At 59.1% G+C, this 26,079-nt stretch carries 23 protein-coding genes and 1 tRNA gene; 12 read left to right on the forward strand and 12 right to left on the reverse strand.

The annotated features are described in order from the left end of the window. Positions 1 to 3: 3 nt before the first annotated feature. Positions 4 to 942, reverse strand: coding sequence for a hypothetical protein (locus tag QKE19_RS08700; RefSeq protein WP_224783816.1), 939 nt, complete (start codon positions 940 to 942; stop codon positions 4 to 6). Between the two features lie 119 nt (positions 943 to 1,061). Between QKE19_RS08700 and QKE19_RS08705 the strand changes: the two genes are divergently transcribed. Further along, positions 1,062 to 1,769 carry a hypothetical protein gene (locus QKE19_RS08705; protein WP_049193818.1) on the forward strand — a complete coding sequence of 236 codons (708 nt, stop codon included), beginning with the start codon at positions 1,062 to 1,064 and terminating at the stop codon, positions 1,767 to 1,769. On the opposite strand, the gene QKE19_RS08710 is transcribed toward QKE19_RS08705, so the two are convergent. Continuing rightward, the gene (locus tag QKE19_RS08710; RefSeq protein ID WP_016421392.1) at positions 1,766 to 2,773 is read right to left on the reverse strand and encodes an acyl-CoA thioesterase; all 1,008 of its coding nucleotides are present in this window, start codon (positions 2,771 to 2,773) and stop codon (positions 1,766 to 1,768) included. The two genes, QKE19_RS08705 and QKE19_RS08710, sit on opposite strands and share 4 nt — an antisense overlap. Positions 2,774 to 2,802: 29 nt before the next feature. Between QKE19_RS08710 and QKE19_RS08715 the strand changes: the two genes are divergently transcribed. From QKE19_RS08715 to purM, 3 genes are all read left to right on the forward strand, one after another. Continuing rightward, entirely contained in the window at positions 2,803 to 3,243 is a 441-nt protein-coding gene (locus QKE19_RS08715; RefSeq protein ID WP_016421391.1) for a sterol carrier family protein, read from the forward strand. 101 nt (positions 3,244 to 3,344) lie between these two features. Continuing rightward, positions 3,345 to 4,862, forward strand: a complete 1,518-nt coding sequence (gene purF / locus QKE19_RS08720) for an amidophosphoribosyltransferase (RefSeq protein WP_222865207.1) — start codon at positions 3,345 to 3,347, stop codon at positions 4,860 to 4,862. 158 nt (positions 4,863 to 5,020) lie between these two features. Then, positions 5,021 to 6,085, forward strand: a complete 1,065-nt coding sequence (gene purM, locus QKE19_RS08725; RefSeq protein WP_016421389.1) for a phosphoribosylformylglycinamidine cyclo-ligase — start codon at positions 5,021 to 5,023, stop codon at positions 6,083 to 6,085. A 370-nt stretch (positions 6,086 to 6,455) separates the two neighbouring features. On the opposite strand, the gene QKE19_RS08730 is transcribed toward purM, so the two are convergent. Further along, a complete protein-coding gene (locus tag QKE19_RS08730; protein ID WP_005511943.1) occupies positions 6,456 to 6,638 on the reverse strand; it encodes a DUF3073 domain-containing protein in 183 nt (60 codons plus the stop codon). A 260-nt stretch (positions 6,639 to 6,898) separates the two neighbouring features. Continuing rightward, positions 6,899 to 8,053: a folate-binding protein YgfZ gene (locus tag QKE19_RS08735; protein WP_016421388.1), complete on the reverse strand. Its 1,155-nt coding sequence runs from the start codon at positions 8,051 to 8,053 to the stop codon at positions 6,899 to 6,901. An 80-nt stretch (positions 8,054 to 8,133) separates the two neighbouring features. Between QKE19_RS08735 and QKE19_RS08740 the strand changes: the two genes are divergently transcribed. Next, positions 8,134 to 9,021 carry an aminodeoxychorismate lyase gene (locus QKE19_RS08740; RefSeq protein WP_049190238.1) on the forward strand — a complete coding sequence of 296 codons (888 nt, stop codon included), beginning with the start codon at positions 8,134 to 8,136 and terminating at the stop codon, positions 9,019 to 9,021. Positions 9,022 to 9,098: 77 nt separating this feature from the next. On the opposite strand, the gene QKE19_RS08745 is transcribed toward QKE19_RS08740, so the two are convergent. Both QKE19_RS08745 and QKE19_RS08750 read right to left on the reverse strand, forming a co-directional pair. Further along, positions 9,099 to 9,779, reverse strand: coding sequence for an FABP family protein (locus QKE19_RS08745; protein WP_049173064.1), 681 nt, complete (start codon positions 9,777 to 9,779; stop codon positions 9,099 to 9,101). A 101-nt stretch (positions 9,780 to 9,880) separates the two neighbouring features. After that, positions 9,881 to 10,738 (reverse strand): DUF2993 domain-containing protein, encoded by an 858-nt coding sequence (locus QKE19_RS08750; RefSeq protein ID WP_070438789.1) that lies wholly within the window; start codon positions 10,736 to 10,738, stop codon positions 9,881 to 9,883. 81 nt (positions 10,739 to 10,819) lie between these two features. Here QKE19_RS08750 and mshD point away from each other — a divergent pair, with 81 nt between their 5' ends. From mshD to QKE19_RS08780, 6 genes are all read left to right on the forward strand, one after another. Beyond that, positions 10,820 to 11,728 (forward strand): mycothiol synthase, encoded by a 909-nt coding sequence (gene mshD, locus QKE19_RS08755; protein ID WP_347890827.1) that lies wholly within the window; start codon positions 10,820 to 10,822, stop codon positions 11,726 to 11,728. A 377-nt stretch (positions 11,729 to 12,105) separates the two neighbouring features. After that, the gene (pstS, locus tag QKE19_RS08760) at positions 12,106 to 13,167 is read left to right on the forward strand and encodes a phosphate ABC transporter substrate-binding protein PstS (RefSeq protein ID WP_224433877.1); all 1,062 of its coding nucleotides are present in this window, start codon (positions 12,106 to 12,108) and stop codon (positions 13,165 to 13,167) included. A gap of 237 nt (positions 13,168 to 13,404) precedes the next feature. Continuing rightward, positions 13,405 to 14,448 (forward strand): phosphate ABC transporter permease subunit PstC, encoded by a 1,044-nt coding sequence (pstC, locus tag QKE19_RS08765; protein ID WP_323633034.1) that lies wholly within the window; start codon positions 13,405 to 13,407, stop codon positions 14,446 to 14,448. 77 nt (positions 14,449 to 14,525) lie between these two features. Next, a complete protein-coding gene (gene pstA, locus QKE19_RS08770) occupies positions 14,526 to 15,419 on the forward strand; it encodes a phosphate ABC transporter permease PstA (protein WP_256881912.1) in 894 nt (297 codons plus the stop codon). Positions 15,420 to 15,467: 48 nt separating this feature from the next. Continuing rightward, positions 15,468 to 16,244: a phosphate ABC transporter ATP-binding protein PstB gene (pstB, locus tag QKE19_RS08775; RefSeq protein ID WP_016421380.1), complete on the forward strand. Its 777-nt coding sequence runs from the start codon at positions 15,468 to 15,470 to the stop codon at positions 16,242 to 16,244. A 264-nt stretch (positions 16,245 to 16,508) separates the two neighbouring features. After that, positions 16,509 to 17,339 carry a hypothetical protein gene (locus tag QKE19_RS08780; protein ID WP_049193810.1) on the forward strand — a complete coding sequence of 277 codons (831 nt, stop codon included), beginning with the start codon at positions 16,509 to 16,511 and terminating at the stop codon, positions 17,337 to 17,339. A gap of 339 nt (positions 17,340 to 17,678) precedes the next feature. Here the strand turns inward: QKE19_RS08780 and phoU are convergent, their stop codons facing one another. The 6 genes from phoU to QKE19_RS08810 all read right to left on the reverse strand — a co-directional run bounded on the left by phoU (position 17,679) and on the right by QKE19_RS08810 (position 25,738). Continuing rightward, on the reverse strand, positions 17,679 to 18,416 hold the full coding sequence (phoU, locus tag QKE19_RS08785; RefSeq protein ID WP_080969597.1) for a phosphate signaling complex protein PhoU: 738 nt from the start codon (positions 18,414 to 18,416) through the stop codon (positions 17,679 to 17,681). A gap of 90 nt (positions 18,417 to 18,506) precedes the next feature. Then, positions 18,507 to 19,664 (reverse strand): tRNA dihydrouridine synthase DusB, encoded by a 1,158-nt coding sequence (dusB, locus tag QKE19_RS08790; RefSeq protein ID WP_347890830.1) that lies wholly within the window; start codon positions 19,662 to 19,664, stop codon positions 18,507 to 18,509. A 132-nt stretch (positions 19,665 to 19,796) separates the two neighbouring features. Beyond that, positions 19,797 to 21,536, reverse strand: a complete 1,740-nt coding sequence (gene cydC, locus QKE19_RS08795; RefSeq protein ID WP_347890828.1) for a thiol reductant ABC exporter subunit CydC — start codon at positions 21,534 to 21,536, stop codon at positions 19,797 to 19,799. Further along, entirely contained in the window at positions 21,533 to 23,083 is a 1,551-nt protein-coding gene (locus QKE19_RS08800; RefSeq protein WP_083280629.1) for an ABC transporter transmembrane domain-containing protein, read from the reverse strand. Before QKE19_RS08800 ends, cydC begins: the two co-directional genes overlap by 4 nt. A gap of 29 nt (positions 23,084 to 23,112) precedes the next feature. Then, complete coding sequence (cydB, locus tag QKE19_RS08805) at positions 23,113 to 24,129, reverse strand: cytochrome d ubiquinol oxidase subunit II (RefSeq protein WP_016421374.1); 1,017 nt, start codon at positions 24,127 to 24,129, stop codon at positions 23,113 to 23,115. 19 nt (positions 24,130 to 24,148) lie between these two features. Continuing rightward, positions 24,149 to 25,738, reverse strand: coding sequence for a cytochrome ubiquinol oxidase subunit I (locus QKE19_RS08810; protein WP_070643088.1), 1,590 nt, complete (start codon positions 25,736 to 25,738; stop codon positions 24,149 to 24,151). A gap of 216 nt (positions 25,739 to 25,954) precedes the next feature. On the opposite strand from QKE19_RS08810, the gene QKE19_RS08815 reads away from it, so the two are divergent. Continuing rightward, positions 25,955 to 26,027 (forward strand) — tRNA-Lys (locus QKE19_RS08815). Positions 26,028 to 26,079 lie beyond the last annotated feature (52 nt).

Below are 26,079 nucleotides of genomic sequence, written 5' to 3' on the forward strand. Positions count from 1 at the left end.
TGGCTATTTGGTGGCGTCCAGCGGTGCCTGCTCGAAGTAGCCCGTGGCACCGTAGCCCACGATGCCACCTCGGTTGCGCAGGGTCATGCTAGCTAGACCGACCTTGCCAAGCTCATCGCCACCGATGGTGACCCAGTCACCCTGAACCGCGACAACCATGTTGGCGTGCACCCCAAGGCCTGCGGGGTAGCGGTAGAAAATGATGTCACCCACCTGAGGAGAGAAGTCCTTGTCGGTGACGAAAGCATCATGTGCCTTGTAGGCATCCATGAGCTGTTCGACATCCGTAACCAGCCATGGGTTCTCGGCTGCGGCAGCCGAATCCTCGGGCGTATCAAAGACCGGAACACCCGCGGACGCGAGCAGGAATGACAAGAATGGCGCAGTCCAGGAACCGGAGCAGTCGACCGTGTTGCCGAATGCGTCAAGGTTTGGATTCAGCTTCGCGGTCTGGTTCGCAGCTGTGGGTGCAGAACCCGGCCTGGTGGCAGCAGCGGCGGCGACGGCATCTGCATCAGCAGTTGGGTCTGCGTCTGAATTCGGGTGCTCGCCGACCTTGGGGATAACGCTGCGGATGTCGTCATCAGTAGCGCCACACGCCAGGCCGAAGTAAACCTCAGGGGAGGGCTGCTCCTCGTACTGATAGCGCGCAACATCCTTCAGAGCCTGCTGATAGTAAGGGCGGTCTGCCTCGGTGCGGGGGAACGTGCCACCACGCCACGCCAGAACATTGATAGGACCGAAGAGCGTGAACCACCCGGCGAAGAGGAATACCGCCGTCAGTACCAGGATGGAAACAGGCGGGATAGCGGCGCGAACACGTTGCAGCATGCTCGGTGAGGATGCGTTCTCCTGGCCGTCGTCAAGCGATGGTGAGGAAGACTCAGACCGTGCTGCGTGAGGCTGCTGTGCGGGCACAGGCGCGGGTGAATCGGTGGTCATATCTTCTCAGGATAGTAGGCGGCGCTGCGCTCGTCCTTGGCGAGTGCGTCTGAGCCGTACGTAATGGCCTAGTCTGCGGCTCCTGCTGCAGAAGAGGGCGTGCAGTTAAACTGTGGTTCATGACTTCACCCGACATGCGTAACGAGGCCGAGCACGACCCTCGTGAGGATCTGCCGAGCTTCCTGCGTGAGCCGGACAAAATAGACAAGCTTCTCTATGCATCGCTGATGCTGGTTGCCGTGTACGGCTTTGCAATCATCCCGTTCCGTGCGGTTTTGCTGCTCAAGTACACGTTCTTGCACACATGGCTGACAGGATCGAATCTGTCGGTGCTGATTCTCGCGTCGGAAAACGAGGACCGGCCGCTCTTCCTCTTCGCTGTTGTAGTGATTGCGGCGCTTTCGACAATCAAGTTCATGCCGTTCTTCTACTGGATGGGCAAGAAGTGGGGCACGGAATTCATAACGATGAGTTTCGGCGGACACCCACCGCGATGGTTTAAGAAGATGGAGAACTTCATCTATGAACGCATCGGGCTGAGTGTGCTGGCATCGTTTGTGCCATTCTCGCCGATTCCGGCCACGATTGTCGTGGCCATCGGTGGTATTGCGAAGGTGCGCGGCTGGGTAGTAGGCGTGTACCTCTTCTTCTGTGCCGCAATGCTCAAGTGCTTCTACCTGTACTTGGGCCTGAAGTTTGGCCCAAGCATCCAGGGCTCCCTGCAGACGATTGACCGGTACGTCACCTACATCACCTTCGCGCTGATTGGCTGGATGTTCCTATCCATCTGGTGGAAAAACAGGAAGCCGGGTAGCCAGGCGGCTTAATCCTGTTCGCGCTCAATCAGCGGCAGCGGGCTGTACTTGTCACGCAATGCCTTCAGTGACAGATCGTGAGCGTGCAGGCGCTTGTCCTCATCCGTCGTCGGCTGGAAGTGCGGTACCGGCTGCGGGTTGAAATCGTCATCAATTGCGACATACGTCATGGTCGAATGCAGTGCCTTGCGCAGGCCGCCGACACCCTTGCGGGGCTCACAGCAGTAGACCTGCACCGACAGGTGCATCGAGGTCGTGCCTGTACGCAGGATGCGTGCGCGCACCTCAACCAGGTCGCCAATGTGGATTGGGCTGTAGAAGCGAATACCACCTGCGTAGACAGAAATGGTCTGGCGCCCTGCCCAGTTGGTGGTAACTGCCGTCGCAGCCTCGTCGATCCACTCCATGGCGGTGCCGCCGTGGACGTTTCCGCCCCAGTTGACATCGGTCGGCTTTGCCAGGAAACGTGTGGTCAGTTCGGGTGCGGAAGAGTCCGCGGAGTAGGTCTGCGCGCGCATGCTGGCTTCGATGTCGCGGCGGAGCTCAAAACGGGAAAGAGCGGCTTTCTCAACGCGCTCTTCTTCCTCTGTTTGCGGCACCCACTTCGGCACCGGAGTCGACTTACCGTTTTCATCCATGGCCACGAAGATCACCAGGCAGTCAGCTGCGCGGGTGAACTTGCCCTCGCGCGGATCAGCCGAGAGCACTTCGTTGACGATGTGCATGGAACTGCGACCGGTATGCGCAATCTTGGAGCGCACCTCGACAATGTGGCCGCTGGGAATCGGGCGAGTGAAGTGAATGTGACCGAAGTACGCAGTCACGCAGTAGCGTCCCGACCAGCCGGTCGCGCAGGCGTAAGCGGCCTTGTCAATCCACTGCAACACACGGCCGCCGTGGACAGAATTGGTTCCGGCCATAATGACATCGGTCGGCGATGCCATAAAACGGAGTACAAGAGATGGTGACGCTGGAGCATGCACCTGTTCAGCTTTTTCAGTTGACTGCGTATCCATATATGAAAGCATAACTCTAGGATGAGGTTATGGTATCCAAAATCTCGCCTTTCGACGTTCGCAGCGCTCTTTCCACCGCCGCACCCTGGGCGGCGCAACGGCTTCTCGGCCGCGAATTGCTATCTGACCAAGAGGCTGCCTCCTTCATCGGGCCGGATGGGGCGCAGGGGTCGTCGTTAAGCCGTGCGAGCCTTGCCAAAGCGGTGCGTCTGTCCGTGCGGATGCTCGCCCAAGAGGCTCCGGGGCATAGCGTCGAGGTGCGCGTGCCGCCCTTCGTCGCGGTCCAGTGCATTGAGGGCCCCAGGCACACGCGCGGTACGCCGCCCAATGTCGTGGAGATGTCGCCGGAGATTTGGCTGGGACTCGCGTGCGGAATGATCACGTTAGAGCAGGTGCAGGCGCACATCGATATGTCGGGAACGCGCGCGGCGGAAATTGGGAATCATCTGCCGGTGGCGCGCATTTCTTAAAGCCCGTGGGGGGATGCTGAATTGGTGCCCAGGCGGGTGGGGCTATTAGTGTGAATGTCGTGGCCGATACCAACATTTCAGGTGCACCAAAGACCAAACTTTTGCCAATTTCGCCATACGACGATTTGGGGGAGACATCCCCGCGCGAAGAATGTGGCGTTTTTGGCGTTTGGGCACCTGGCGAAGACGTGTCCAAACTCACCTACTATGGCCTGTTTGCCCTGCAGCATCGCGGCCAGGAAGCCGCCGGTATCGCAGTCGGCGACGGCGACCAAATTCTCGTATTCAAGGACCTGGGCCTTGTTTCCCAGGTTTTTGATGAGCAGACGCTCGACGCTCTGAAGGGGCACGTAGCGGTGGGGCACACGCGCTACACCACCGCTGGCGCTCCTGCGTGGGAGAATGCACAGCCGATGTTCCAGATGGCCTCCGACGGCACGGACATCGCGCTGGGGCACAACGGCAACCTGACCAACCACCTCACGCTGTTCCATGAGGCGGTCGACAAGGGCCTGCTGCGTGAAGAGGGCGAGCTGCCCAGTGACTCCGCAATCATGACCACTTTGCTTGCCGACGAAACCGGCAAGATTGACCACCCCGAAGATTACGGCTGCAGCACCAATGTAGAAGCGGCCGCGATGGCACTGCTGCCGCGTTTGAAGGGCGCTTTCTGTCTTACTTTCACCGATGGCGAGACGCTGTACGCCGCGCGTGACCCATACGGTGTGCGCCCGCTGTGCCTGGGGCGCCTGTCCGGTGGCTGGGTAGTCGCATCCGAGACTTGCGCGCTGGATATCGTCGGTGCATCGTTCGTCCGCGAGATCGAGCCAGGCGAGATGGTGACCATTGATGCTTCCGGTGTGCGTTCGCAGCGTTTTGCCGAGACCACCCACGCTGGATGCATTTTTGAGTACGTCTACCTGGCGCGCCCGGACTCCAACATCCGTGGTCGCTCCGTCAACGCGGTGCGTCTTGAGCTGGGCCGCCAGTTGGCCCGCGAGTTCCCGGCTGACGGTGACCTGGTGATGCCGGTGCCGGAATCCGGTACCCCGGCCGCTGTTGGCTACGCCCAGGAATCGGGCATCCCGTTTGGACAGGGGCTGACCAAAAACGGCTACGTGGGGCGTACCTTCATTCAGCCTTCGCAGACGATTCGTCAGCTGGGCATCCGACTGAAGCTGAACCCGCTGAAGGAAGTTATCGCCGGTAAGCGCTTGGTCGTGGTCGATGACTCCATCGTCCGCGGCAACACTCAGCGTGCCCTGATTCGCATGCTGCGTGAGGCCGGTGCAAAGGAAGTGCACGTGCGCATCGCCGCGCCGCCGGTGAAATGGCCGTGCTTCTACGGCATTGACTTCGCCTCTCCGGGCGAGCTGTTGGCCAACGGCGTAGATGAGAATGACATCGTCGCCGGTATCGCAACCGCGATTGGCGCCGACAGCCTGGGATTTGTCTCCATCGATGGCATGGTCGCCGCTTCCGAACAGGCAAAGAGCGAAGTGTGCTGTGCCTGCTTCGATGGCAAATACCCACTGGGGCTGCCGGAGGGCAATCCGAATGCGGCAGCTGTGGAGAGGATGCAGGCAGCCCAGGCTGCCAAAGCCGCAACGAGCAATTAGCCTCGAAACCTCCTTAGAATGAACTACGAGAACTGAACCGAGAACGAAGCGCAAGCGGTGCCGTGGAGTGCAGCCGTTGCTTTGTTCCTGGTCCGCCAATACTCCCGGATACGGCAGTAACGCCGCCCGGGGGAGAAAGTTTAAAGCGAGAGCCTCTAATGACCGAGAACGTTTCTGGTGCTTCCTACGCTGCAGCCGGTGTCGACATCGAAGCCGGCGACCGCGCTGTTGAACTATTCGCCCCGATTGCCAAGAAGGCCACTCGCCCAGAGGTCCGTGGCGGGCTCGGTGGTTTTGCCGGCCTGTTTGCACTGGGCAACTACGAAAAGCCGCTGCTGGCCGCATCCTCCGATGGTGTGGGGACCAAGTTGGCCGTGGCGCAGGCCGTCGGCAAGCACGACACCATTGGCCTGGACCTGGTCGCCATGGTCGTCGATGATCTGGTCGTGTGCGGTGCCGAGCCGCTGTTCCTGCAGGACTACATTGCAATTGGCAAGGTCGTGCCGGAGCACGTCGCCGAGATCGTTTCCGGCATCGCCGAGGGTTGTGTCCAGGCGGGTTGCGCGCTCCTGGGTGGCGAGACTGCAGAGCACCCGGGTGTGATGGAACCGGGTGAGTACGATGTCTCAGCTACCGGCGTCGGTGTCGTGGAAGAGGACAAGCTTCTCGGCCCGGACCGCGTGCGTGAGGGCGATGTCATTATCGCCATGGAGTCCTCTGGACTTCACTCCAATGGCTACTCGCTGGCTCGCTACGTTCTCCTGGAGAAGGCCGGTCTGGAGCTCGACGGTTATGTCGAGGATTTCGGGCGCACCCTCGGTGAGGAGCTGCTGGAGCCAACCAAGATTTATGCGAAGGATTGCCTGGCTCTCATGAACGAGGCCGAGGTCCGCACTTTCTGCCACGTCACCGGTGGTGGATTGGCTGGCAACATGGTTCGCATCATGCCGGAAGGCCTGACCGCCGACATGAGCCGCGCAACTTGGACCCCGGGTCCGATTTTCAAGACCATTGCTGAGCTCGGCAACGTCTCCCGCGAGGAGATGGAGAAGACCTTCAACATGGGTGTCGGCATGGTTGCGATTGTTTCCGCAGAGGACCGCGATCGTGCCCTGGCTCTGCTGACTGCCCGCCACATCAACGCTTGGGAGCTGGGTACTGTCCGCAAGAGCGAGGCTGGCGAGGACGGGGCTGTTTTGCGCGGCAGCCACCCGCGCTTCTAAGCGTCGGCCGGCCGTCGGTTTACTGCGACGGGCGGCCGGGGACTGGGCCGGCTGGTCTGCCGTGGAGGGCGGCCTACTGATGCGACGGGGCGGTCTAGATTCTGGGTTGCACAACGGAGATCCCAGAAAACCACGGGCTGCAAATGTGAAACTGTATGAGTTTATGACACTTTCGAGCCGTTTTTCGGGCGATTTTTGTCATAAACGCAGTCAGTAACTCGGATTGATCCGCCACCGCCGAACATAATCGGCGGAACATAAACGCAGTCGACTAAGCAAAAGCAAGCACCCACCAACGGAATCGTTGGTGGGTGCTTGCTTTATTGAAATAGAAACGCTTTGCGGAAAATACGACAGCGGTTAGCTTGCGCTAGCTGTCGCGACCAGCGCCTGAGGCCCATTCCTCCCAGTCAGAGTAATAGTCGTCTCGATCGGACTCGTTCGACTTGCCGACGAGTTCCCGCTGCAGACGTTCCAAATCCATTTCTGGTGAATCGTACTTGAGCTGACGGGCAACCTTCGCCTGCTTTGCTTTCGCACGGCCGCGACCCATGGCCTGACCCCCTTGTGTAATCCGTGGGACGGCACGGGGATACGGCCGACCCACTTATGTCTTATTGCGTTAATTCCTGTAAGACACCATAGCCGATTTTTAGACGAAGGGGTTACGCGGGGAGGCCCATAGTGGGTTGTGTCCTCGCGCTCAGGCAACTCAATATGTGCTGTGGCCTGGGGAAATATCCTTTCTGAAAAAGAATGGAAAAAGTTATTTTTTCACCACTCTGTCTGGTGGCTTTACCTATTTCCTGTTACCTATTTCCCACGCAGGCGGTTGATGGCCACACGGCCCGGCGGCAGCTGCTCAACGCGGTCGATGGAGGAAGGGTCGACGGCCACGGCGCAGTCACCCACCACAAGGCCCTCGCGCTCCTGAGCTGAGCGTTTAAGCAGAGCCAAAGCAATCGGGCCGTAATCGGCATGTTGCACGACGGTGCCCACGCGGCCCACGGCGCGCTTGCCCATCATCACTGGATCGCCGGTTTCCGGCAGGGTGGCCGAGCCGTCGAGCTGCAGCATCACCAAAACTCGTGGGGAGCGACCAACATTGTGGACACGTGATACCGTCTCTTGGCCGCGATAGCAGCCCTTGTCCAAGTGCACGGCAGCCGTGTCGAATTCAGAGGCAATCCAGCGGGGAGCCTCATGCGGAATCATCTTCTCGTCTACGTCGATTCCCAGCTCTGGCCGCAAGGAGACTACGCGTTCGGCCTCCCAGCCCATCAGGCCGACTGGGGAGGCGCCAGCGGCCACCAGCGCGTCCCAAGCACCGACTAAATCCTGTCGGCGTACGAGCACATCCACACGCCCGCCGCGTGGCCACGGCAGGTGCCGGACGTAGGAATGTCCCACAGTCGTAGCTTTACCCACCTGCGGGAATGCGAGGCCGGCGGCTACCAGTACCTCAGGGGCATTCGGCCCCATGACGGAAATAATCGCCCGTTCTACTTCAGCAATTTCCACCTTGGACCAGAACACCATCATGTTCAGGTACTTCAACAGGGAGTCGAAGCCAGCAGGGGGCACGTCGATAAGCACGGAATCGTCCAAAACAGTCAACGTCATGTGATGGAGAACGTGACCGTTTGCATCCAGGTTCAGTGCTTCAGTGACAGTGCCGGGAGCGGCTTCGTCGACCTTCTGCGAAAAAAGTGTGTTGAGGTAGGTCAGGCGATCCTCGCCAGTGACCTCAATAACGCGGTAGTACGAGCGATCTACTACGCCGCAGTCCTCCTGCAGATGACGTTGCTCTACCAGCGGACGGCCGTAGTGCCATGCCACGCTAGCTTGCCCTGCGGTTTGCTCAACGTTTTTCGCTGAGTTTCCGTCTGGGGCGTTCTCTGAGGCCTTCTCCAAACCTTCCATCTGTCCGCCCAGTTCGAGGGCAGCGGCGCCAGCCACGTGAGACATCAAAGGACTTACATACTCAACACTCACTCCCTCATGTTAACCAGAAATCCTCAAATTAAGCATGGATTAAGCTTGTGTGTATGACGGATTCGCTTTCTTCTCTAGTGCTTATCGACGTCTTCGCAGACGGCGGCCCGATTGCTGTCGAGGCAGGACAGCCGTTCCTCTACGCGGATGATCTCGGAGCTATTCGCGGCGACGGAGTTTTTGAAACACTCCTGGTCAGGGGTGGTCATACCTGTAATACCGACCGGCATGAGAAGCGATTCGCATCGTCAGCGCTAATGCTGGATTTGCCAACCCCAGATCTGCAGCAGTGGCGGGCGGCTACCGAGGTCGCACTACAGGAGTTGCGCGATAGGTCAATTGAGGGGGATGCGACGTTGCGGTGGGTGTACTCGCGTGGTCGCGAGTCCACCGGAGAGCCGACTGGCTACGTTTTGGCTAGCTCCGCGGAAAAGGTGGCGGAAAACCGTCTGAAGCCGGTATCGGTCATGCTTGCAGAGCGCGGTTTCTCGCTCGACCTTGGCTCCCGTGCACCGTGGGCGCTCATCGGCGCGAAAACGTTGTCATACGCAGCTAATATGGCCGCTTTGCGCTATGCCAAGTCCAAGGGGTTTGACGATGTCATCTTCACCTCCGCAGAGGGCAAGCTCTTGGAAGGCCCAACATCGACCATCATCGTTCAGCGCGGCAATGAGCTGCTGACTCCCAACCCCGGTGAAGGAGTGCTGCCGGGCACAACTCAGGCAGCGCTGTTTGAAACAGCCGCCAACTGCGGCTGGAAAGTCACCCCGACGGTCCTGGTGCCCGGGGACCTATTCACCGCCGATGCGGTATGGCTGGTGTCTTCGGTGCGTATCGCGGTCGTGGTTAAGTCCATCGATGGTGAGCCCATCCGGCAGCCGGATGCAATCGCGGAAAAGGAATTCCGCGACCTGTGTGACAAGGCGCTGGCGACGCAGTAGGGCCCCAAACAGTAGGGCTTGATGCAGTTGGGCGCCGCAGTAAGGCCACACAACGCCCGTCGTAAAGCGGGGAGAACCTAGCCCGCGTAGCGCTTGAGCTGCGCGGACATGCGGGGAGCGAACTCCTCATCCCGCAGGCGCTCGTCTACCCACCCGAGATCGTTGTTCGGCATCAGCCCGTAGAGGCGCTTGCCCGGGCCAAGGGATGCAGGACCGGTAGCAGTGACCATTGTGGAGGCTGCTTGCAGCTCCCATGCGCGCTCGGAGACCGGCTTGCCGTAGTAAATCTCAGTGACGCCGGTGGAGTGGACGCAGATGAACTCAATCTCGTCCTCGTTGTTAATGCGCCAAAATCCTGTTTCGCGCTGGTCAGGGCCGGTCGGCTCGCCTTCTTCGTCCAGCTTCCAGATGCGCGACTCATACTTCAGGTAGTTCTCGCCATCATGGCTGAAAATGAGCTGCTGGCCGAAGTTGTACTCACCGTCGACGACAGTGTTCGCTTGCCCCTCACCGCGCCACACGCCGACCAGCGGCAGTAGTGCCAGCAGGCCGTCGTGAATATTCGGGCCGAAGCGCAGGTTAGCGGTCTCGTCGGGGATCGGGAGCCCCTCAAGCTCAGTGATGTTGCGCGTAGCGGTGCTCTTGGCCTGTTCGGCCGCGCGGTTGATGGCCTCGTTGCCGTCGAGGCGAGGGGCTTCCGCAGCTGCAGGCTCCTGTGCAGCGGCGTCTGTCTGGTTGCTGCCATTCTTCTCGGTCATGCTTCACACTCTACCGCTGAAGCTCTTGTGGCCATGTATGGGCTGTTGTCGCATGGTGCTAACGCTGCACCGACGCTTAACGGCGATGCTTGACGACGGCCTTAGCGACGCACCCGACAGTTCTTCTCCGGCAGCTTCTCCGTGGATTGAGCTGACGCCTCGGCATCCTGCTGGGATGTCGGCGGCATGAAGTTTGTTGGCGACACGGTGCACAGAATCTGTTCGCCTTCGATGGTGATAGAACCGCCCGACACGTACACGCGAGTCGCCGGCATGCCCATCGGTATATCTGAATCCCGCAGTGTCAGAGCGAAGGTGTCCATAATGTGCTGCGTATCAGCCTCAGACAGCTCAGGTTTGATGTGGCTTTTAGAATCCGTTGGGGACGAGGGCGCAGAAATAATCTCCATCGGCGTAATGACCACGTCGCGGCTGACAATGCGCAACTTCGCCGTAACCTGGGTTTTTCCCTGCCATCCGGCTGGCGTGGCCTCGAAGATAGCCTCGGTCTCCCAGCCGCCGGTGGGGGAGGAGTCCTTCAGGCTCTGGATGCTCAAATCGGTCAGTCCCAGCTTGTTTCCCAGAGAGACTCCGTCGAGCGAGAGCTTAGTGAAGTACTGCTTCGTCGGCGATTCTGGGAAATTACCGCTGAGCACTGCCGATGCCGGGATCTTAACGTTGGAAGCTCCGTACTCCAGAGATACCAAGCCGAAGTCGGGCACCTCGACATCGCGGATGCGCGAGGTTACGGAGCTCCACTTACCCGTAACAAAGGAAGACAAGTAGGCCTTGCCACCAATGGCGACGTATGGGGTCATCTCCAGCTGAGCAGTCTCCTGAATATGCTCGGAGAGCTTGTACTCCGCATGGCTGGCGAAGCCCATGTCGGTGGCGACTACCAGCGCGGCAACGGCGAGGATAGAGCCACCGATCTTCTTCTGTCGTCGGGAAATGGACACACTCTATTAGTACCCCATCGCTTTTGGCTCAGACGACATCGGGGAAGTGTTGAATTCGCTGCTGTGTATAGGGTGGGGCGTATGAACGTAACCGAACTGCTTGACGTAGACACCACCGCCGCCGATACGCTACTGCAGCACGCCCACTCCGCCGACGGCGTGGAGGCGTTCGGCGAGGCTTTCGTCCGAGGGCTTGACGACGACTCTTTCGGGCATCGACACTTTGCGATTATTGAGAACGGCCGTTACTTGGGCCTGGCCGCCGTTGCGCCGGATGCTGTGGAGATGGTTGTTGACCCGGAGTTTCGTAAGCAAGGAGTGGGGGCGAAGCTGCTTGCGCACATCGATGCTGAGGTCGGCGAGCGCCTGCCTGTCTGGGCTCACGGTGATGTCGCCGGTGCCAGTCGTTTGGCAGAGTTGACGGGACGCAAGGTCATCCGCGAGCTGTTGCAGATGTCCATTTCGGGCTCAGCGTTGGAGAAGGCTGCGGGGGCCGTCGATAAGCGCGATGATGTTGAAGCGCTAACCCTGACTGCGGCACGCGCGAAGTGGGGTGAGGCGGCCGTGGATCGGGCGTGGTTGGCTGTGAATAATGAGGCGTTTGACTGGCATCCGGAGCAGGGAGGTTGGTCGCAGCCACAACTCGATCGCGCTCGGAACGTGCAGTGGTTCGACCCGGAGGGCGTGTTCTTTGCTGCGGATGTGGCCGGGGCGCGCGACAGTGCGGAGGAGATTTGCGGTTTCCACTGGACGAAGTGGCACGCCGAGGAGTCTGTGCCAACTGGTGAGGTGTATGTGATCGGGCTGAGCTCGAAGGCACGCGGACGTGGCCTGGGGCGATGGCTGACCAATGTTGGGCTTTCCTATCTCCGGAACCGGGGAGCGGAAAAGGTAATTCTCTATGTGGAAGGCGACAATGCGCCGGCAGTGCGCACGTACCGTGCGGTCGGTTTCGAGGTGGCCCGCCGTGATGTGATGTACGGCGCGTAGATGCGACGGTTCGGTTTATTGGGGGAGTTATTGAAGGCGAGTTGTTGAAGGGGGAGCTTAGCTTTATCTCAGTTTTAGGTGGTTTTCCTCTGGCGCGGGGGCAATGATTCTTGTGTTTTTGAGGAGATGCTGTCCAATCCTCAGTGTTTCAGGGGCGCATTTTAGGGCCTCTTACAGGGAAAATGAGGATAAATAAAGAATTACTTGCGCCGTTCACCAATTGTTAATGTTCTGAACAGGTTCCGGTTACTATCGGTAGATAGGTTCAGCGCAGTGGACCGGAGTGTGGCGGTTCCACGTGAACTGTTTCACTCATTGTGTAAAACCCCGGAGGATTTACTGTGCTGAAGAAGAACCGTGCGGCATCTGTCATTGGTTTGGCCGCTGTTGCAAGCCTTACCCTGGCTGCTTGCTCTGAAGAGGGCGGCGAAGGCGCTTCTAACGTTGAGGGTCTGGCTGACGTCACCGGTGAGCTGCAGGGCGAGGGCGCTACCTCGCAGCAGCGCGCCATGGATTTGTTTGCCACCAAGTTTGAAGAGACCGGCTCGACCCTGTCGTACAACGCATCTGGCTCTGGTTCCGGTCAGACTCAGTTCATTGCCGGCACCGTTGCTTTCGCTGGCTCTGACTCCCCGCTGAAGGAGAAGGACGGCAAGGACCAGGTCGCAGAGGCTAAGAAGCGCTGCGACGGCAATGAAGCATGGCACCTGCCGATGGTTATCGGTCCGGTTGCCGTTGCCTACAACCTCGAGGGTGTTGACGTCGCTCTGACCCCGGCTCTGGTTGCTGAAATCTTCGACGGCAAGATCACCAAGTGGAACGACCCGAAGATCGCTGAGGTCAACGAGGGTGTCGATCTTCCGGAGAAGGACATCAAGGTTGTCTACCGCTCTGAGGAGTCCGGTACTACTGATAACTTCATGAAGTTCCTGAGCGCAGCTGCTCCGGAGCAGTGGCAGCACGAGGCTTCCAAGTCCTTCCCGACTGCTACTGGCCAGGGTGCTAACGGCTCGGCTGGTGTTGTCAACGAGGTCGCCAACATCGACGGTGCTATCACCTACGTCGAGGCTGGCTTCGCTGAGGACAAGGACCTGGGCATCGCCAAGATGGACTTCGGTCATGGTCCGGTTGAGCTGAACAACGACACCGTCGGTAAGGCTCTGGATTCCGTCACGTTCAAGACTGAGGGTCACAACATGGTTGTTGACACCGACGCTCTGTTCGCAATGGATGAGGAAGGCGCTTACCCGCTGGTTCTGACCACTTACGAAATCGTCTGCTCCGCTGGTTACGACGAGCAGACTCGTGACCTGGTTAAGAACTTCCTGAAGGTTGTTCTGGAAGAGGGCCAGGGCCCAGAGCTCGAAGAGCTGGGTTACATCCCGGTTCAAGGTGAGTTCAAGGACAAGCTGTCCGCAGCGGTTGACGCTATCAAGTAATTCTTTGCGTGCAACGCGGGTGAAAGCAGAGTGAGCTCTGTCGTTACCCCAGTTGGCGCGAGGGTCACTTCAGCCGGCCACGCAGATTTGAGCTGTAGGCCGAAAACCTGACGTAGACCGGTTGGCTTTATATATCGACACCTCAGTTGATTGGGTACCGCTCGTAGAGGGGTACTGAGGCCAATCGGTCTTCATGTGCGTTGAAGCACAAATCACTTCTACTTAGGAAATGAGATCATGAGTTCCTCGACTCCCATTGAAGGGAAGCAGGAGGCTGTAGACAGCAGTCTGTTGCAGTCCTCAGCACCGCAGGTGGATTCCTCCGGCGACGAGAGCTCGGAAGAGCAAGCCATTCAGACCGGCGTTGTTCGTCCTGGTGACCGAATCTTCAAGATTCTGGCGGTAGGATCTTCCGCATTGGTGACTGCTGCCATCATCGCAATTGCAGTGTTCCTGCTCCTGCGCGCAGTTCCGGCAATGTCCCGTAACGAAGCGAACTTCTTCACCTACACCGAACGATGGAACCTGGCGGATACCTCCGCCATGTACTTCGGTATTCCGAACATGTTTCTGGTGACCGTCGCGGTTTCCATCCTGGCGCTGATTCTGGCTATGCCGGTTGCGCTGGGTATTGCTATCTTCCTGACTGCCTATGCTCCAAAGCAGATGGTCAAGCCGCTGGGTTACCTCGTGGATTTGCTGGCCGCAGTGCCGTCGATTGTTTACGGTCTGTGGGGCTTTATGGCTCTCGGTCCGGCCTTGGCTGGTCTGTACGGGTGGTTGGCTAAGACACTGGGCTTTATCCCGATGTTTGCCCTGTACCCAAACTCGCCGGCATTCGAGACCGGTCGAAACCTCTTCACCGGTGGCATTGTGCTGGCAATTATGATTCTGCCGGTTATCGCGGCTACCACCCGTGAGGTCTTTGTTCAGACCCCGCGTGGTCACATTGAGGCATCGCTGGCTCTCGGTGCGACCCGTTGGGAGATGGTCAAGCTGGCTATTCTGCCATTCGGTCGTTCTGGCTTTATCTCCGGCTCGATGCTGGGTCTGGGACGTGCTCTCGGTGAGACGATGGCTCTCTACCTCGTGATCTCCCCGTCCTCGGCATTCCGTGGCTCGCTTTTCGATGGTGGTACCACCTTCGCAACCGCAATTGCTAATGCGGCACCAGAGTTCAATGACAACCTCAAGGCCGGCGCATACATGTCCGCAGGTTTGGTGCTGTTCTTGCTGACCTTCGTGGTCAACTCCGCAGCCCGAATGATTGCGAAGAAGTAGCAAGGTCGTAGGAAAAGAAACGAGAAGTAACAATGACTAGTTCAACTACTGATTCTTCGCCTCACGGCCCTGCAGACATGGTCCCCACCACGGAGTCGGCTTTCACCCAAATTAAGGGTTCCCGCAAGGTGGCAGACAACGTCTCCACGGTCCTCATTTACTGCTGCATGGCTCTTGCCCTGATCCCGCTGGTGTGGGTTCTCTTCGAGCTTGTCGTCCGAGGCACCCCGTCACTGCTGAGTGGTGAGTGGTGGACTGCTTCCCAGCGTGGTGTCACTGTTGGTGCGTCTGCCGGTGGTGTTGCTCACGCAATCGTCGGTACCTTGGTTCAGGCTCTGGTCACGACTCTCATGACCGTGCCGTTCGGTATCTTCGTTGCCATCTACTTGGTCGAGTATGCAGGTAACTCCCGTCTGGGCAAGGTCACCACCTTCATGGTCGACATCCTCTCCGGTGTGCCGTCGATCGTCGCGTCGCTGTTCATCTACTCGATGTGGGTGGTCATGTTCGGCATGAGCCGTTCCGGTTTCGCTGTCTCGCTGGCGCTGGTTCTGCTGATGCTGCCGATCGTCGTGCGCAACACCGAGGAAATGCTGCGCATCGTTCCGCACGAGTTGCGTGAAGCCTCTTACGCTCTGGGTGTTCCGAAGTGGAAGACCATTTTGAAGATCGTGCTCCCGACCGCACTGTCGGGCATCGTCACCGGCATCATGCTGGCCGTCGCCCGCGTCATGGGTGAGTCCGCACCGATGCTGATCCTGGTTGCAACCTCGCGAATCATCACCTATAACCCGTTCGGCCAGTCGCAGTCCTCGCTGCCGCTGTTCATGCTGGACATGTACAAGGCCGGTAATACCGGTGCGGCATTCGACAAGATGTGGGGCGCAGCGCTCACGCTGGTTCTCATCATTGCCCTCATCAATATCCTGGCGCGCGTCATATCCGCCAAGTTCTCCGTCAAGAGCAGTTAATGCTGGGCGCCTAACGTCCGCTATTTCAAGGAAGGTTTTTGAAAGACCATGGCTAAGCGCCTAGACCTTAACGATGTCAACATCTACTACGGCGATTTCCACGCTGTGCAGAACGTCGACCTGCACGTCCCGCCACGTTCCGTTACCGCATTCATTGGCCCGTCCGGCTGTGGTAAGTCCACCGTGCTCCGTTCGCTGAACCGTATGCACGAGGTCATCCCGGGTGCCTACGTCACTGGCGAGGTGCTTCTCGACGGCGAAAACATCTATGGCCCGAAGATCGATCCGGTCTCTGTTCGTAACACCATCGGTATGGTGTTCCAGCGCCCGAACCCGTTCCCGACCATGTCCATCGAGGACAACGTCGTGGCTGGCCTGAAGTTGGCCGGTGTTAAGAACAAGGCTCATCTCCAGGAGGTTGCCGAGAAGTCCCTGCGCGGCGCCAACCTCTGGGATGAGGTCAAGGACCGCCTGGACAAGCCGGGTGGCGGCCTCTCTGGTGGTCAGCAGCAGCGTCTATGCATCGCACGCGCAATTGCAGTTGAGCCGGAAGTTCTGCTGATGGACGAGCCGTGTTCCGCACTGGACCCGATTTCCACTCTGGCAATCGAGGACCTGATTCATGAGCTGAAGGAAGAATTCACCATCGTCATCGTGACCCACAACATGCAGCAGGCAGCTCGTGTGTCCGATCAGACCGCATTCTTCTCCCTCGAGGCAACCGGTAAGCCGGGTCGCCTGGTTGAGGTTGGCCCGACCAAGAAGATCTTCGAGAATCCAGACAAGAAGGAAACCGAGGACTACATCTCCGGTCGCTTCGGTTAAACGCTTTGCGTATGCCGTAATAAGCCAAAAAGAGCCCCGTACTTCACGCGTGTTCACGCGAGGTACGGGGCTCTTATTGTTGTTGCAGTTTATGAGATTGCTGTTTGTTTCGGTGTGGGGCCGGGGGTGAAAATAATGTTTGTTTTGGGGCGGAATTGTCTGTTTGTTATCGGGCGGGGTAATCTTCCGAAGACGCAATCGAGCGTCCCCCGGAAAACTGTAGAGGGATCTGGGTAAATATATTTACATAGGAGTTATTCAATTATGGATAACCAGCAAAACGCGCAGTTCAATCCTCAGTTTTCCCCTGTGGGTGAGCAATCTTGGCCAGTAATCGCCGAAGAGAAAGCGCCGAAGCCAATTGTCGGTTACATTGCACTTGTAGTTGCGATTATTGGTTTACTCGGTTGTATCCCGGGGGCTTTGATTATTGGTTGGGTGGCGCTACCGGTTGCATTTATTTTATCGGTCGTCGGACTGTTTCAGCGCGCAACTACCAAAAAACCAGCTCTTATCGCTCTGATTCTTTCTGTGTTGGGATTGCTCATTGCGCCAATTGTATTTGTTTCTTCGGTAGGCAATGCCGTGGATGATGCGTTCAATCGGGATACGACTGCCTCTAGCCCGGATGGAAGCAAATCTGATTCTTCCGATTCTGGTGCTGCGGGCAGTAGTCGGGAGAATCCGTTGCCGATTGGAACGACCATCGAAAGTGAGCAGTGGGCCATTACTATCGATAGCGTAAATCTAAACGCTAACGATGAGGTTCTGGCGGAAAATCAGTTCAATGACCCTGCTCCAGAGGGGTTTGTATACGGACTTGTGCATGTTACTGCAAAGTACAAGGGGAATGACCCTCAGGGGCAGAGTTCCTGGCTTGGTATTAATTATGTAACTGCAGGTGGCCAAACCACGGACGAAACGGAGCTTTGGGCGGTGGCGCCTGACGAGTTTGACACCCTCGAGACGGTGTATGAGAACGGCGAAATCGCAGGTAACGTGGTAATCGTTGTGCCCATTGATGGGGCAGATCAGGGAGTTCTGGCAGTCACCCCAGATTTAATGTCAAAGAAGTCTTTTGTTGCTGTCTCTTGAGTAGCGGCTGTCTCTTGGGCCGCGGGGATGGACACGATATAGGAATCGGCATTCTCCAGACATCTAACGCGAAAAGTAATCGCACAAACAGTTACTGACTAGGTTTATGACAGGTGAATAGCGTTTACAGGCGGTAAAGTGTCATAAACCTAGTCAGTTTCTCGGTTTGAGGCGGTGTTGTGGCTGGGGCAGTGTTTAGCCTGGTGTGGCTTAAAAACGGCTCCACTCCGGCCTAAAACCCCGAGCCCCAGGCCAGCAGCCACCCCCAACATCCCTACAACCCAGCCCAAACACCCCCCCCAACAGCCCAGCCTCCCAACAGCCTGCAGCTTCACGGACCTACATACGCAGGTGACGCTCCAAGGCCTGCAGGCGTTGGTTAAAGCTGCGCTGGTCGCGCTCATCCTCGAGCTTGTCCAGGTAGACATCGCGCTTGTAACCGGTGGCCAGGTAAATAATCCGGGCGGCAACCTCGACGGCGTGATCCGCGTAACGCTCGTAGAAGCGGCTCAGCAGAGTGACATCCACTGTCTGTGCAGGGGAGTGCGGCCAATTATCGTCGTTGGTCAGCGTAAACAGGTGCTGGTGGATGTCGTCGATGCTGTCATCGGTCTTATCCAAGGCCAATGCCTGGTCAACGTCGTAGTCGATGAGCACCTGACGGGTTTCGTGCGTCATCTGCTCAGATACGGAGGCCATCTCGCGGAAGAACCCCTCCACGGGCTCCGGCAGTGCCTTGTTCGGGTGGCGACGCCGGGCAACGTTGGCAATATGCACACTCAACGCGCCCATGCGGGAGATGTCCTCGACAATGTAGAGGCCACTGACAATCTGTCGGAGATCACCAGCCACAGGAGCTTCGCGGGCCAACAGCTCGAAGGCTCGCTGCTCCGCATCCTGGCGCAGGTCCTCGAGAGAATCAATCTGGGAAAGAACTGTTTCAGCCGAGACCAAATCAGCCTCGAAGAGGGCCTTGTTCGCAAGCTTGTGCATGGAGCCAACTCGGTCACACATCACAATCAGGCTGTGAGCCAAGTTGTCCATTTGTTCTCGGTAGACAGTGCGCATGCGTTCCATAGTAGGCAATCCTCAACAACGTCGCGCGTTAGTGGGGAGCCCCCAATTACCCCTCGTAAAGTTATGTAAACACTCGCTCAGAACCGAAGCTTAGCCACCGGAGTGCATAATCTCCGCGCCCTCGGGCACGGTGTCGTCCTCCGGGTCGTCCAGCCAGCCCTCCGGCAAGACCACCTTTGCAGGGGACCCCTGTCGGCCGCGGGCGCCGTCGGCGTCCTCCGGGCGGGCGTGGGCGCTGGGGCCGTCGTAAAGCGGTGCGAGAATCTCGTCGAGCGTTGCCAGCGAATCGACGCGCGCAAGAGACTTCCGCACCTCACTACCGGCAGGGTATCCCCGCAGGTACCAGGCAATGTGCTTGCGCAGGTCGCGGCAGCCTTTACGCTCGCCCTCGTGCTCCACGAGCAGTTCCGCGTGACGACGGATAATCCCCGCGACCTCACCAAATGTTGGTGCCGGCGGCACTTCTTCGCCACGCAGCTCGGCGGACAACTGCGCGAACAGCCACGGGCGACCAAGGCAGCCGCGACCGACGACGACACCGTCGCAGCCGGTCTCGTCGAGCATTTTGCGGGCATCGGTGGAGGCAAAGATGTCGCCGTTGCCAAGCACTGGGATATCGCTGAAGCCGGAGTTGACCATGTGCTCCTTCAGCCACGCGATCTGCGACCAGTCAGCGTGGCCGGAGTAGCGCTGCGCTGCGGTGCGGGCGTGCAGAGCCACAGCCTGGGCGCCCATCTCAGCGGCGATGCGGCCGGCATCGAGATGCGTGTGGTGCTCGTCGTCGATACCGACGCGGAATTTCACGGTCACCGGGATGTCCGTGCCCTCAGTGGCTTTTACCGCTGCGGCGACGATGTTGCCGAAAAGGCGGCGCTTATACGGCAGTGCCGAGCCGCCGCCCTTGCGAGTGACCTTCGGTACCGGGCAGCCGAAATTCATATCGATGTGGTCGGCGAGGTTTTCGTCGACAATCATCTTCGCGGCCTCGTAGGTCCACTTCGGATCAGTGGTGTAGAGCTGCAGGCTGCGGGGGTTCTCGTCGGGCGCGAAGGTGGTCATGTGCATGGTCTTTTCATTGCGTTCGACCAATGCGCGGGCGGTGACCATCTCGCAGACATAGAGGCCCGAGACCGTGCCTGTACGCTGCAGCTCCTGCTCGCGGCACAGGGTGCGGAATGCCACGTTGGTGATACCGGCCATCGGCGCGAGTACCACGGGGGAGGCGAGCTCAAAGGGGCCGATGTGCATGTGCGAGGACGTGGCATCGGCGGGTGTGGCGGCACTGAGTGGACTCGTGGAGGTATCTAACACGTACAGTATTGTGTCACGCTGAACTGCCGTTTTCGAATCTGTTTTATCTGGCAGATCGGATCGCCCCGGTTAGCGCTGCGTCCGCGGATGCCTGACGACGATCACCGTTCGGCGCCCCCTCCCACCGGGCAGGTCGGTGGTATTGCGGAGAATTTCCAGGATGTGGTTCGACTCTTCGTCGAGGTGTTCGGTGGGTTCGTCGAGAAGCAGGATTGGCGCTGTGCTGACAAGCGCACGGGTGAGAATGAGCCTGCGCCGCTGACCACCCGAGAGACTGTCCGCGCCGCTGTCCAGAATCGTGTCCAGGCCGTCGGGTGCGGCATCGACCCAATTGCGCAGGCCCACGGCGTCCAGTACGGAGTAGATGTCATCGTCGCTGACCTGCGGGTTACCAATAGAGATGTTGTCCCGCACCGTCGTGGCGAAAATGTGCTCATCCTCGGCGATAAAACGCACCAAGTCGCACTGCTCCGTGTTTACGTGGGGCTCTCCGGCACTTGCCGCACTGCGCCACAGCTCACGTCCGTCTCCGTCAGTGATAGTCACCGTGCCCGCAACCGGCGGGATTAGTCCGGCGATTGTCTTCAGCAGCGTGGTCTTTCCGCTTCCCGACGGCGCCGTGATCTCCCGGTAGTCGCCAAAGGTGACCTCGAAGTTTTGCATCGGCAGTTGAGCTGGCTGGGCAGCGGGCTCTTCCGCAGTATTCGAACTGTTGTCGTCGGGGTAGCCCACGATCAAGTCTTGAACCTGCAGAGTTGGCCGAACTGTCAGGTGGTTCTGAGGGAGCGTGGACGTGTGAATTGGCGCTGTGGGGGCTGGGGCTGAGCGCATGGCATCCGCTTCCTCTGATTCGCTCGCACTTGACGCAAGCGTCAGCAAGGCTTCCCTCGATTGCGCCAGTGTTTGCGCAGCAGCTGGCAGCGGACCAACCGATTCAAAAGCAGCTAGCGGCACCAGAACCAGAACTGTCAGCCACTCGGGGGAGTGCAGCAAACCGCCTCCAGCGCCCCCGGCCGAATCCGTCACCAACCATGACGCTACGACCACGGTCAGGACAGCGGTCAACACGCTAGCCGCGGTGCTCAGCGCGGAGGCGCGGGCATTTGCTCGGCCTGTGGCGTCATCGATGGCTGCAACCGTTTTGCTGGAGGATGACGCGGCAGAGACTGCCTCATCCAACTGGCCGTGGATACGCAGGCCGGCGGCGTCGGAAAGCAGCGTTTCGACGGCAGCGGCATGCGACTGAAGCGCGGCCGCGCGACGCTGACTTGAGCGCGCAGTGGTGCGATACGTCAGGTAAGGAGCAACACCGCCGGCCAGAAGCAGTCCCACCGCCAGGAGAACCGCAGCGGCAGGCGAGAGCAGCGCTACGAAGATGACGGCGATGAGAGAGGTCATAAGCGCCACCAACGCGGGCACTATTGAACGCACGACGGCATCGGCAAGTGCGTCAATATTCGCCCCGAGCGCTGTGACAATATCGGAACGCTCACGCAGCGCCAGCGTACGGTCGGCCACGAAATGCTCCCATAGCTTCACGCGCGAGCGCTCGGCGGTGCGCAACGCCACATCGTGGGAGACCAACCGGTCGAGGTATCGAAACGCAGCTCGCGAAATACCCAGCGCGCGCACAGACGTCACCGCCAAGGTGATGTCCATCAGCGGTGGCATCTGCCAAGAACGCGTAATCAGCCACGCCGACACCACGGTCAGACTCAGCGCGGACAGCAGCGTGATGGTGCCCGCCAACACCGGCCAAACCAGGTCGCGGGGTTTCACCAGGCGACGAAGCGCTTGCAGAGTAGTCATCGCGACTGCACCTCCACCACGCCGTCGGCGGCCGCAATCAACAGCGGATCATGGCTGGTGGCAATCACTGTGGCTCCGCGCCGGGCACGTGCGTGCAGGAGCCTAATCACGGACTGCGCACTGTCGGCATCCAGGTGAGCTGTCGGTTCATCGAGGAGGACGAGGTCGCGGGTGTCGTCGGCAAGCTCGCGCCGAAGCGCCTCCCGCTGACGTTGCCCGAGCGAGCGCCGCGAATTGTCTCCCACCGTCGCTGCGTCCAACACTGGGCGCTGGGGCAGCCACGCGATGCGCCGCAGCAGATCCTGGTCACGGAGAATGCGCTGGCCGTCGCGAATAGTTACGGAGCCTTCCAACCCCTCGTGCACGATGCCGGCGACCGCAAGCAGCGCTGTCGTCTTGCCCACGCCGTTCGGCCCCGCCAGCACCGTCACTGTGCCTGGCTGCGCGATGGCGCTTAATTCACTTGGCCGCACGCCGTCTCGCCCCGGCGCGGAAAGGCGTTCGAACACGACCGTGGGGGCGCTGTGGACACTGCTTGACGACGTTCCTTCGGCCACCTCTTCCACAGTTTCAGAGGTGGTGTCTGTGGAGTTTGGAGTCTGGCCAGCGTCCTTGTCTAACAGTTCCGTGACTTCGGTGGCAGCGACCACACCGTCCTGGGCGGCGTGGAATTTCTGGCCAACCTGGCGCACCGGGCCATAGATTTCTGGGGCGATGATGAGCACTGCCAGGCCGGTTGCCAGCGTCATGTGGCCTCCCAGAAGTCGGAAACCGATGCCGACGGCGATGAGGGCGATTGACAGGGTGGTGAGGAATTCCAGGACCGACGCGGATAGGAAAGCGATGCGCAGGACCTCCATGGTGGATTTCCGGTGGCGGGTCGACAGGCGCTTGATTTCCTCGCTGGGGGTGTCGGCCATGTTGTGCGCTTTGAGCGTTGGCAGGCCGATGACCAGGTCGAGAATCTGACCACGCACCGTGCCGATGTCGGCCAGACGGCGTTCTGTGCGGCCCTCAGTGAGGCGACCTACCAGCCACATGAACAGTGGAATGAGTGGCAGCGTGACAACCGCGATGGCAACCGATGGGAGGTCCAACCATGCGACTGCGACCAGTGCCATCGGGGTAGCCAGCGCTGCGGCCACCAGTGCGGGGAGGAATTCCGCCACGTAGACGGCCACACCATCGAGCCCGACCGAAAGCAATGCGCGCCAGTGCGCGGTGTCGACAGTGCGAGGATCGCGCAGAGCCAGGGCTCGCAGTGCCCGGCTGCGCAGGTCTGTGGCCACGCGTGCACCCGCAGATTGGCCGAAACGCACGAGCGCGTAGGAGCAGGCCACCCGAACGAGTACAGCGGCCGTGGCTATCAGCGCGAATAATGTCCAATTAGGAGTTGCCTCACCCAGAACCTGCGCCGTAATAGTGCCGATTGCCAGCCCCAACGCGATTGTGGCACCTGTGCTCGCGGCGGTCAGTGCGCCCGCGAAAATGACCCAACGCCAGGCTGGGGCCGACAGCTTGAATAGTTTCGGATCGACAGGTGCCACTTTTTAGAAACTAACCTCCAACGGACGGTCTACTGTGAGACCTTACGTTCAGCCATCAACCGCTTGCGGAATACCCAGTATGTCCACGCCTGGTAGGCAATCACCAGTGGGGTAATCACCAGCGCGGTCCAGGTCATGATTTTCAGCGTGTAGGGGTTAGAGGCGGAATTCCAGATATCGAGGGAGACTCCGTCGGCAAGCGTCGTCGGCATCAGGTACGGGTACATGGCGCCGAAGACAACGGTGGTGACGGCAGTCACGGTGACGGCGGTTGCGGAAAAAGCGATGCCATCGCGGTTGCCTACGGTTGCGGAGATGGCAATGACCAACCCCGCGACGGCGATGACGACAACAGCCCACAGCCAGGTCTTTCCGTAGCCCAGCTGTGTCCAGATGAGGAACACGCCGCCAAATATCAGCGCCGACAGTGCCGGAATTCGAGCGGCGTTGCCGACCTCGTCGCGTAGCTTGCCGGCGGTCTTCAGCCGCAGGAACGTAACTGCGTGAAGAGCGAACACAGCCGCAAACGCAATCCCGCCGACCAGGGCGTACGGGTTCAGCAACCCGAGCAGGGTACTAAAGCCGGAGTCCAAGTTCTTGTCGGCATTCAGCGGGACACCGCGCACCAGGTTCGCGACCGCTACGCCCCACAGAATTGGAGGCAGCCAGGAGCCGAAGATAATCGCGCGGTCGCACCAGGCGCGCCAGTGCTCATCGTTGACTTTGAAGCGCCATTCCAGCCCGACGATACGGACAATCAACGCCACCAGAATCAGGAAGAGCGGCAGGTAGAAGCCGGAAAACATAGACGCATACCATTCCGGAAACGCCGCGAAGAGCGCGCCGCCAGCGGTAATTAGCCACACTTCGTTGCCGTCCCATACCGGCCCGATAGTTCCGAGCATCGCTTTACGACGCGGTTCATCGCGGCCAACGAACGGCAGCAGCATTCCGACGCCGAAGTCAAAGCCCTCGAGAAGGAAGTAGCCGGCGAACAGGAACGCGATCAGGACAAACCACAAAACGGGAAGATCTAATCCGAACATGTCAGAGATACATCCTTATCTACTTTGTGTCCTCAGTCGCGGAGACTTCGGAGTCGGGGCTGGCAGCGGACTGGGCATGGACCTTGTTGAATCGAACCGGAGACGAGATGATCGCGCCCAGATTGGTAGCGATTGGTGACGACGGGCCAGCGTGCTCGGGGTCATTGCCGATGGCGTTGATAGCCTCAGCGGATTCGGTCGGAGGTCCGGCAATAACTGCGCGGCGAATCAACCAGAACCACACCACTGCCAAAATCAGGTAGAGCAGGGTAAAGCCCACCAGGGTGATAATCACCGTGGCCGGTGCGTGGTCGGACACACCCATATCGACGGTCATGCGAATCAGCTCGGTGCGCGGGTCGCCCGCGTGATCCGGGTTCGGGTGCACAATCCAGGGCTGACGGCCCATCTCCGTAAAGATCCAGCCAGCGCTGCTGGCCAAGAACGGGAACGGAATCGCGAGGATACTGCAAGCGGCGAAAATGCGGGCTCGCTTGCCCGTCGGCACGCGCCCCTTGCGAGTAAATAGCCAAGCGAAAAACGCGATAGCCAGAGAACCGACCATGAGCCCAATCATGGCGCGGAAAGACCAGTATGTGACGAACAGATTCGGAGAGTAATTGCCTGGGCCGAAGACCGCCTCAGCTTTTTCTTGCAGGTCCTGCACGCCCTGGAGCGTGACGCCACTGAACTTGCCCTCGGCCAGGAAAGGCAGCACCCATGGCACCTCGATGAGATGCAGCACCGAGTCGCAATTGTTGTGCGTACCGACGGTCAGAATCGAGAACATTGGATCTGTCTGCGTGTGGCACAGGGACTCGGCCGATGCCATCTTCATCGGCTGCTGCTCGAACATAAGCTTGGCCTGGATATCGCCGGTGATAAACACCGCCAGCGAGCTGAGCACAGTTGTCCAGAGCCCGACCTTCATGGACTTGTGAAACGTCCGTTCGTGAACAGTATTGCTCTGGCCACCGCGGCGGCTCTGAACCAGCCACCAGCCACTGACGCCGACAACGAGCGTGCCGGCGGTAAGGAAAGAGCTGGCCACGGCATGCGGGAAAGCTGCCAAGGCAGTGGAGTTGGTCAACAGTGCGCCAAAGTCTGTAAGCTCTGCGCGGCCGGTTTCCGGGTTGTAGACCGCGCCTACAGGATGCTGCATGAACGAATTGGCGACGATGATGAAATACGCCGAGATATTCACCGCAATAGCGACAATCCAAATCGAGAGCGTGTGCATCCAGGTGGGAATACGCCCCCAGCCGAAAATCCACAGTCCCAGGAAAGTGGATTCCAGGAAGAATGCGATGAGGCCTTCAAGAGCCAGCGGGCCGCCGAAGACATCACCGATCATGCGGGAGTACTCCGACCAGTTCATACCGAACTGGAATTCCTGGACGATACCCGTGGCTACGCCCATGGCGAAGTTAATAATGAAGATGGTGCCGAAAAGCCGCGTCGCTCGGTACCAAAGGTCATTTTTCGTCGTGGCCCACAGTGTCTGCATGAGCGCGACGAGCGGAGCTAGACCAATTGTCAGCGGGACAAAAATGAAGTGGTAGACGGTGGTTATGCCAAATTGCCAACGAGATATATCGACGACATCCATGTTTCCTCGACTGAAAAAGTAGACATAAACGATGCGTGTACTCCGACGGATTTGTCGAAGCCTGCATCAAGTGCCCGCAGTATTCCTGCTTATTAATTCAGTCGGACAGGAGGGGTAAAAAGTTCCGGGGCGTGAACTTATCGACGCGGGCAGGGCAAAACTCCGGAGGGTAATTATTAAAAACAAGCGCGTAATTGCTAGGCTATTTTGTTGCGCGGGCCTTTAGCTCAGCTGGTAGAGCTACGGACTTTTAATCCGCAGGTCGCGGGTTCGAGCCCCGCAGGGCCCACAAGCACGCAAAACCCCAGGTCATCAACAGCCTGGGGTTTTGTAGTATCTTG

Origin of the sequence: Corynebacterium sp. c8Ua_99, from assembly GCF_039907185.1 — a bacterium.
Classification (GTDB): Bacteria; Actinomycetota; Actinomycetes; order Mycobacteriales; family Mycobacteriaceae; genus Corynebacterium; species Corynebacterium jeikeium_D.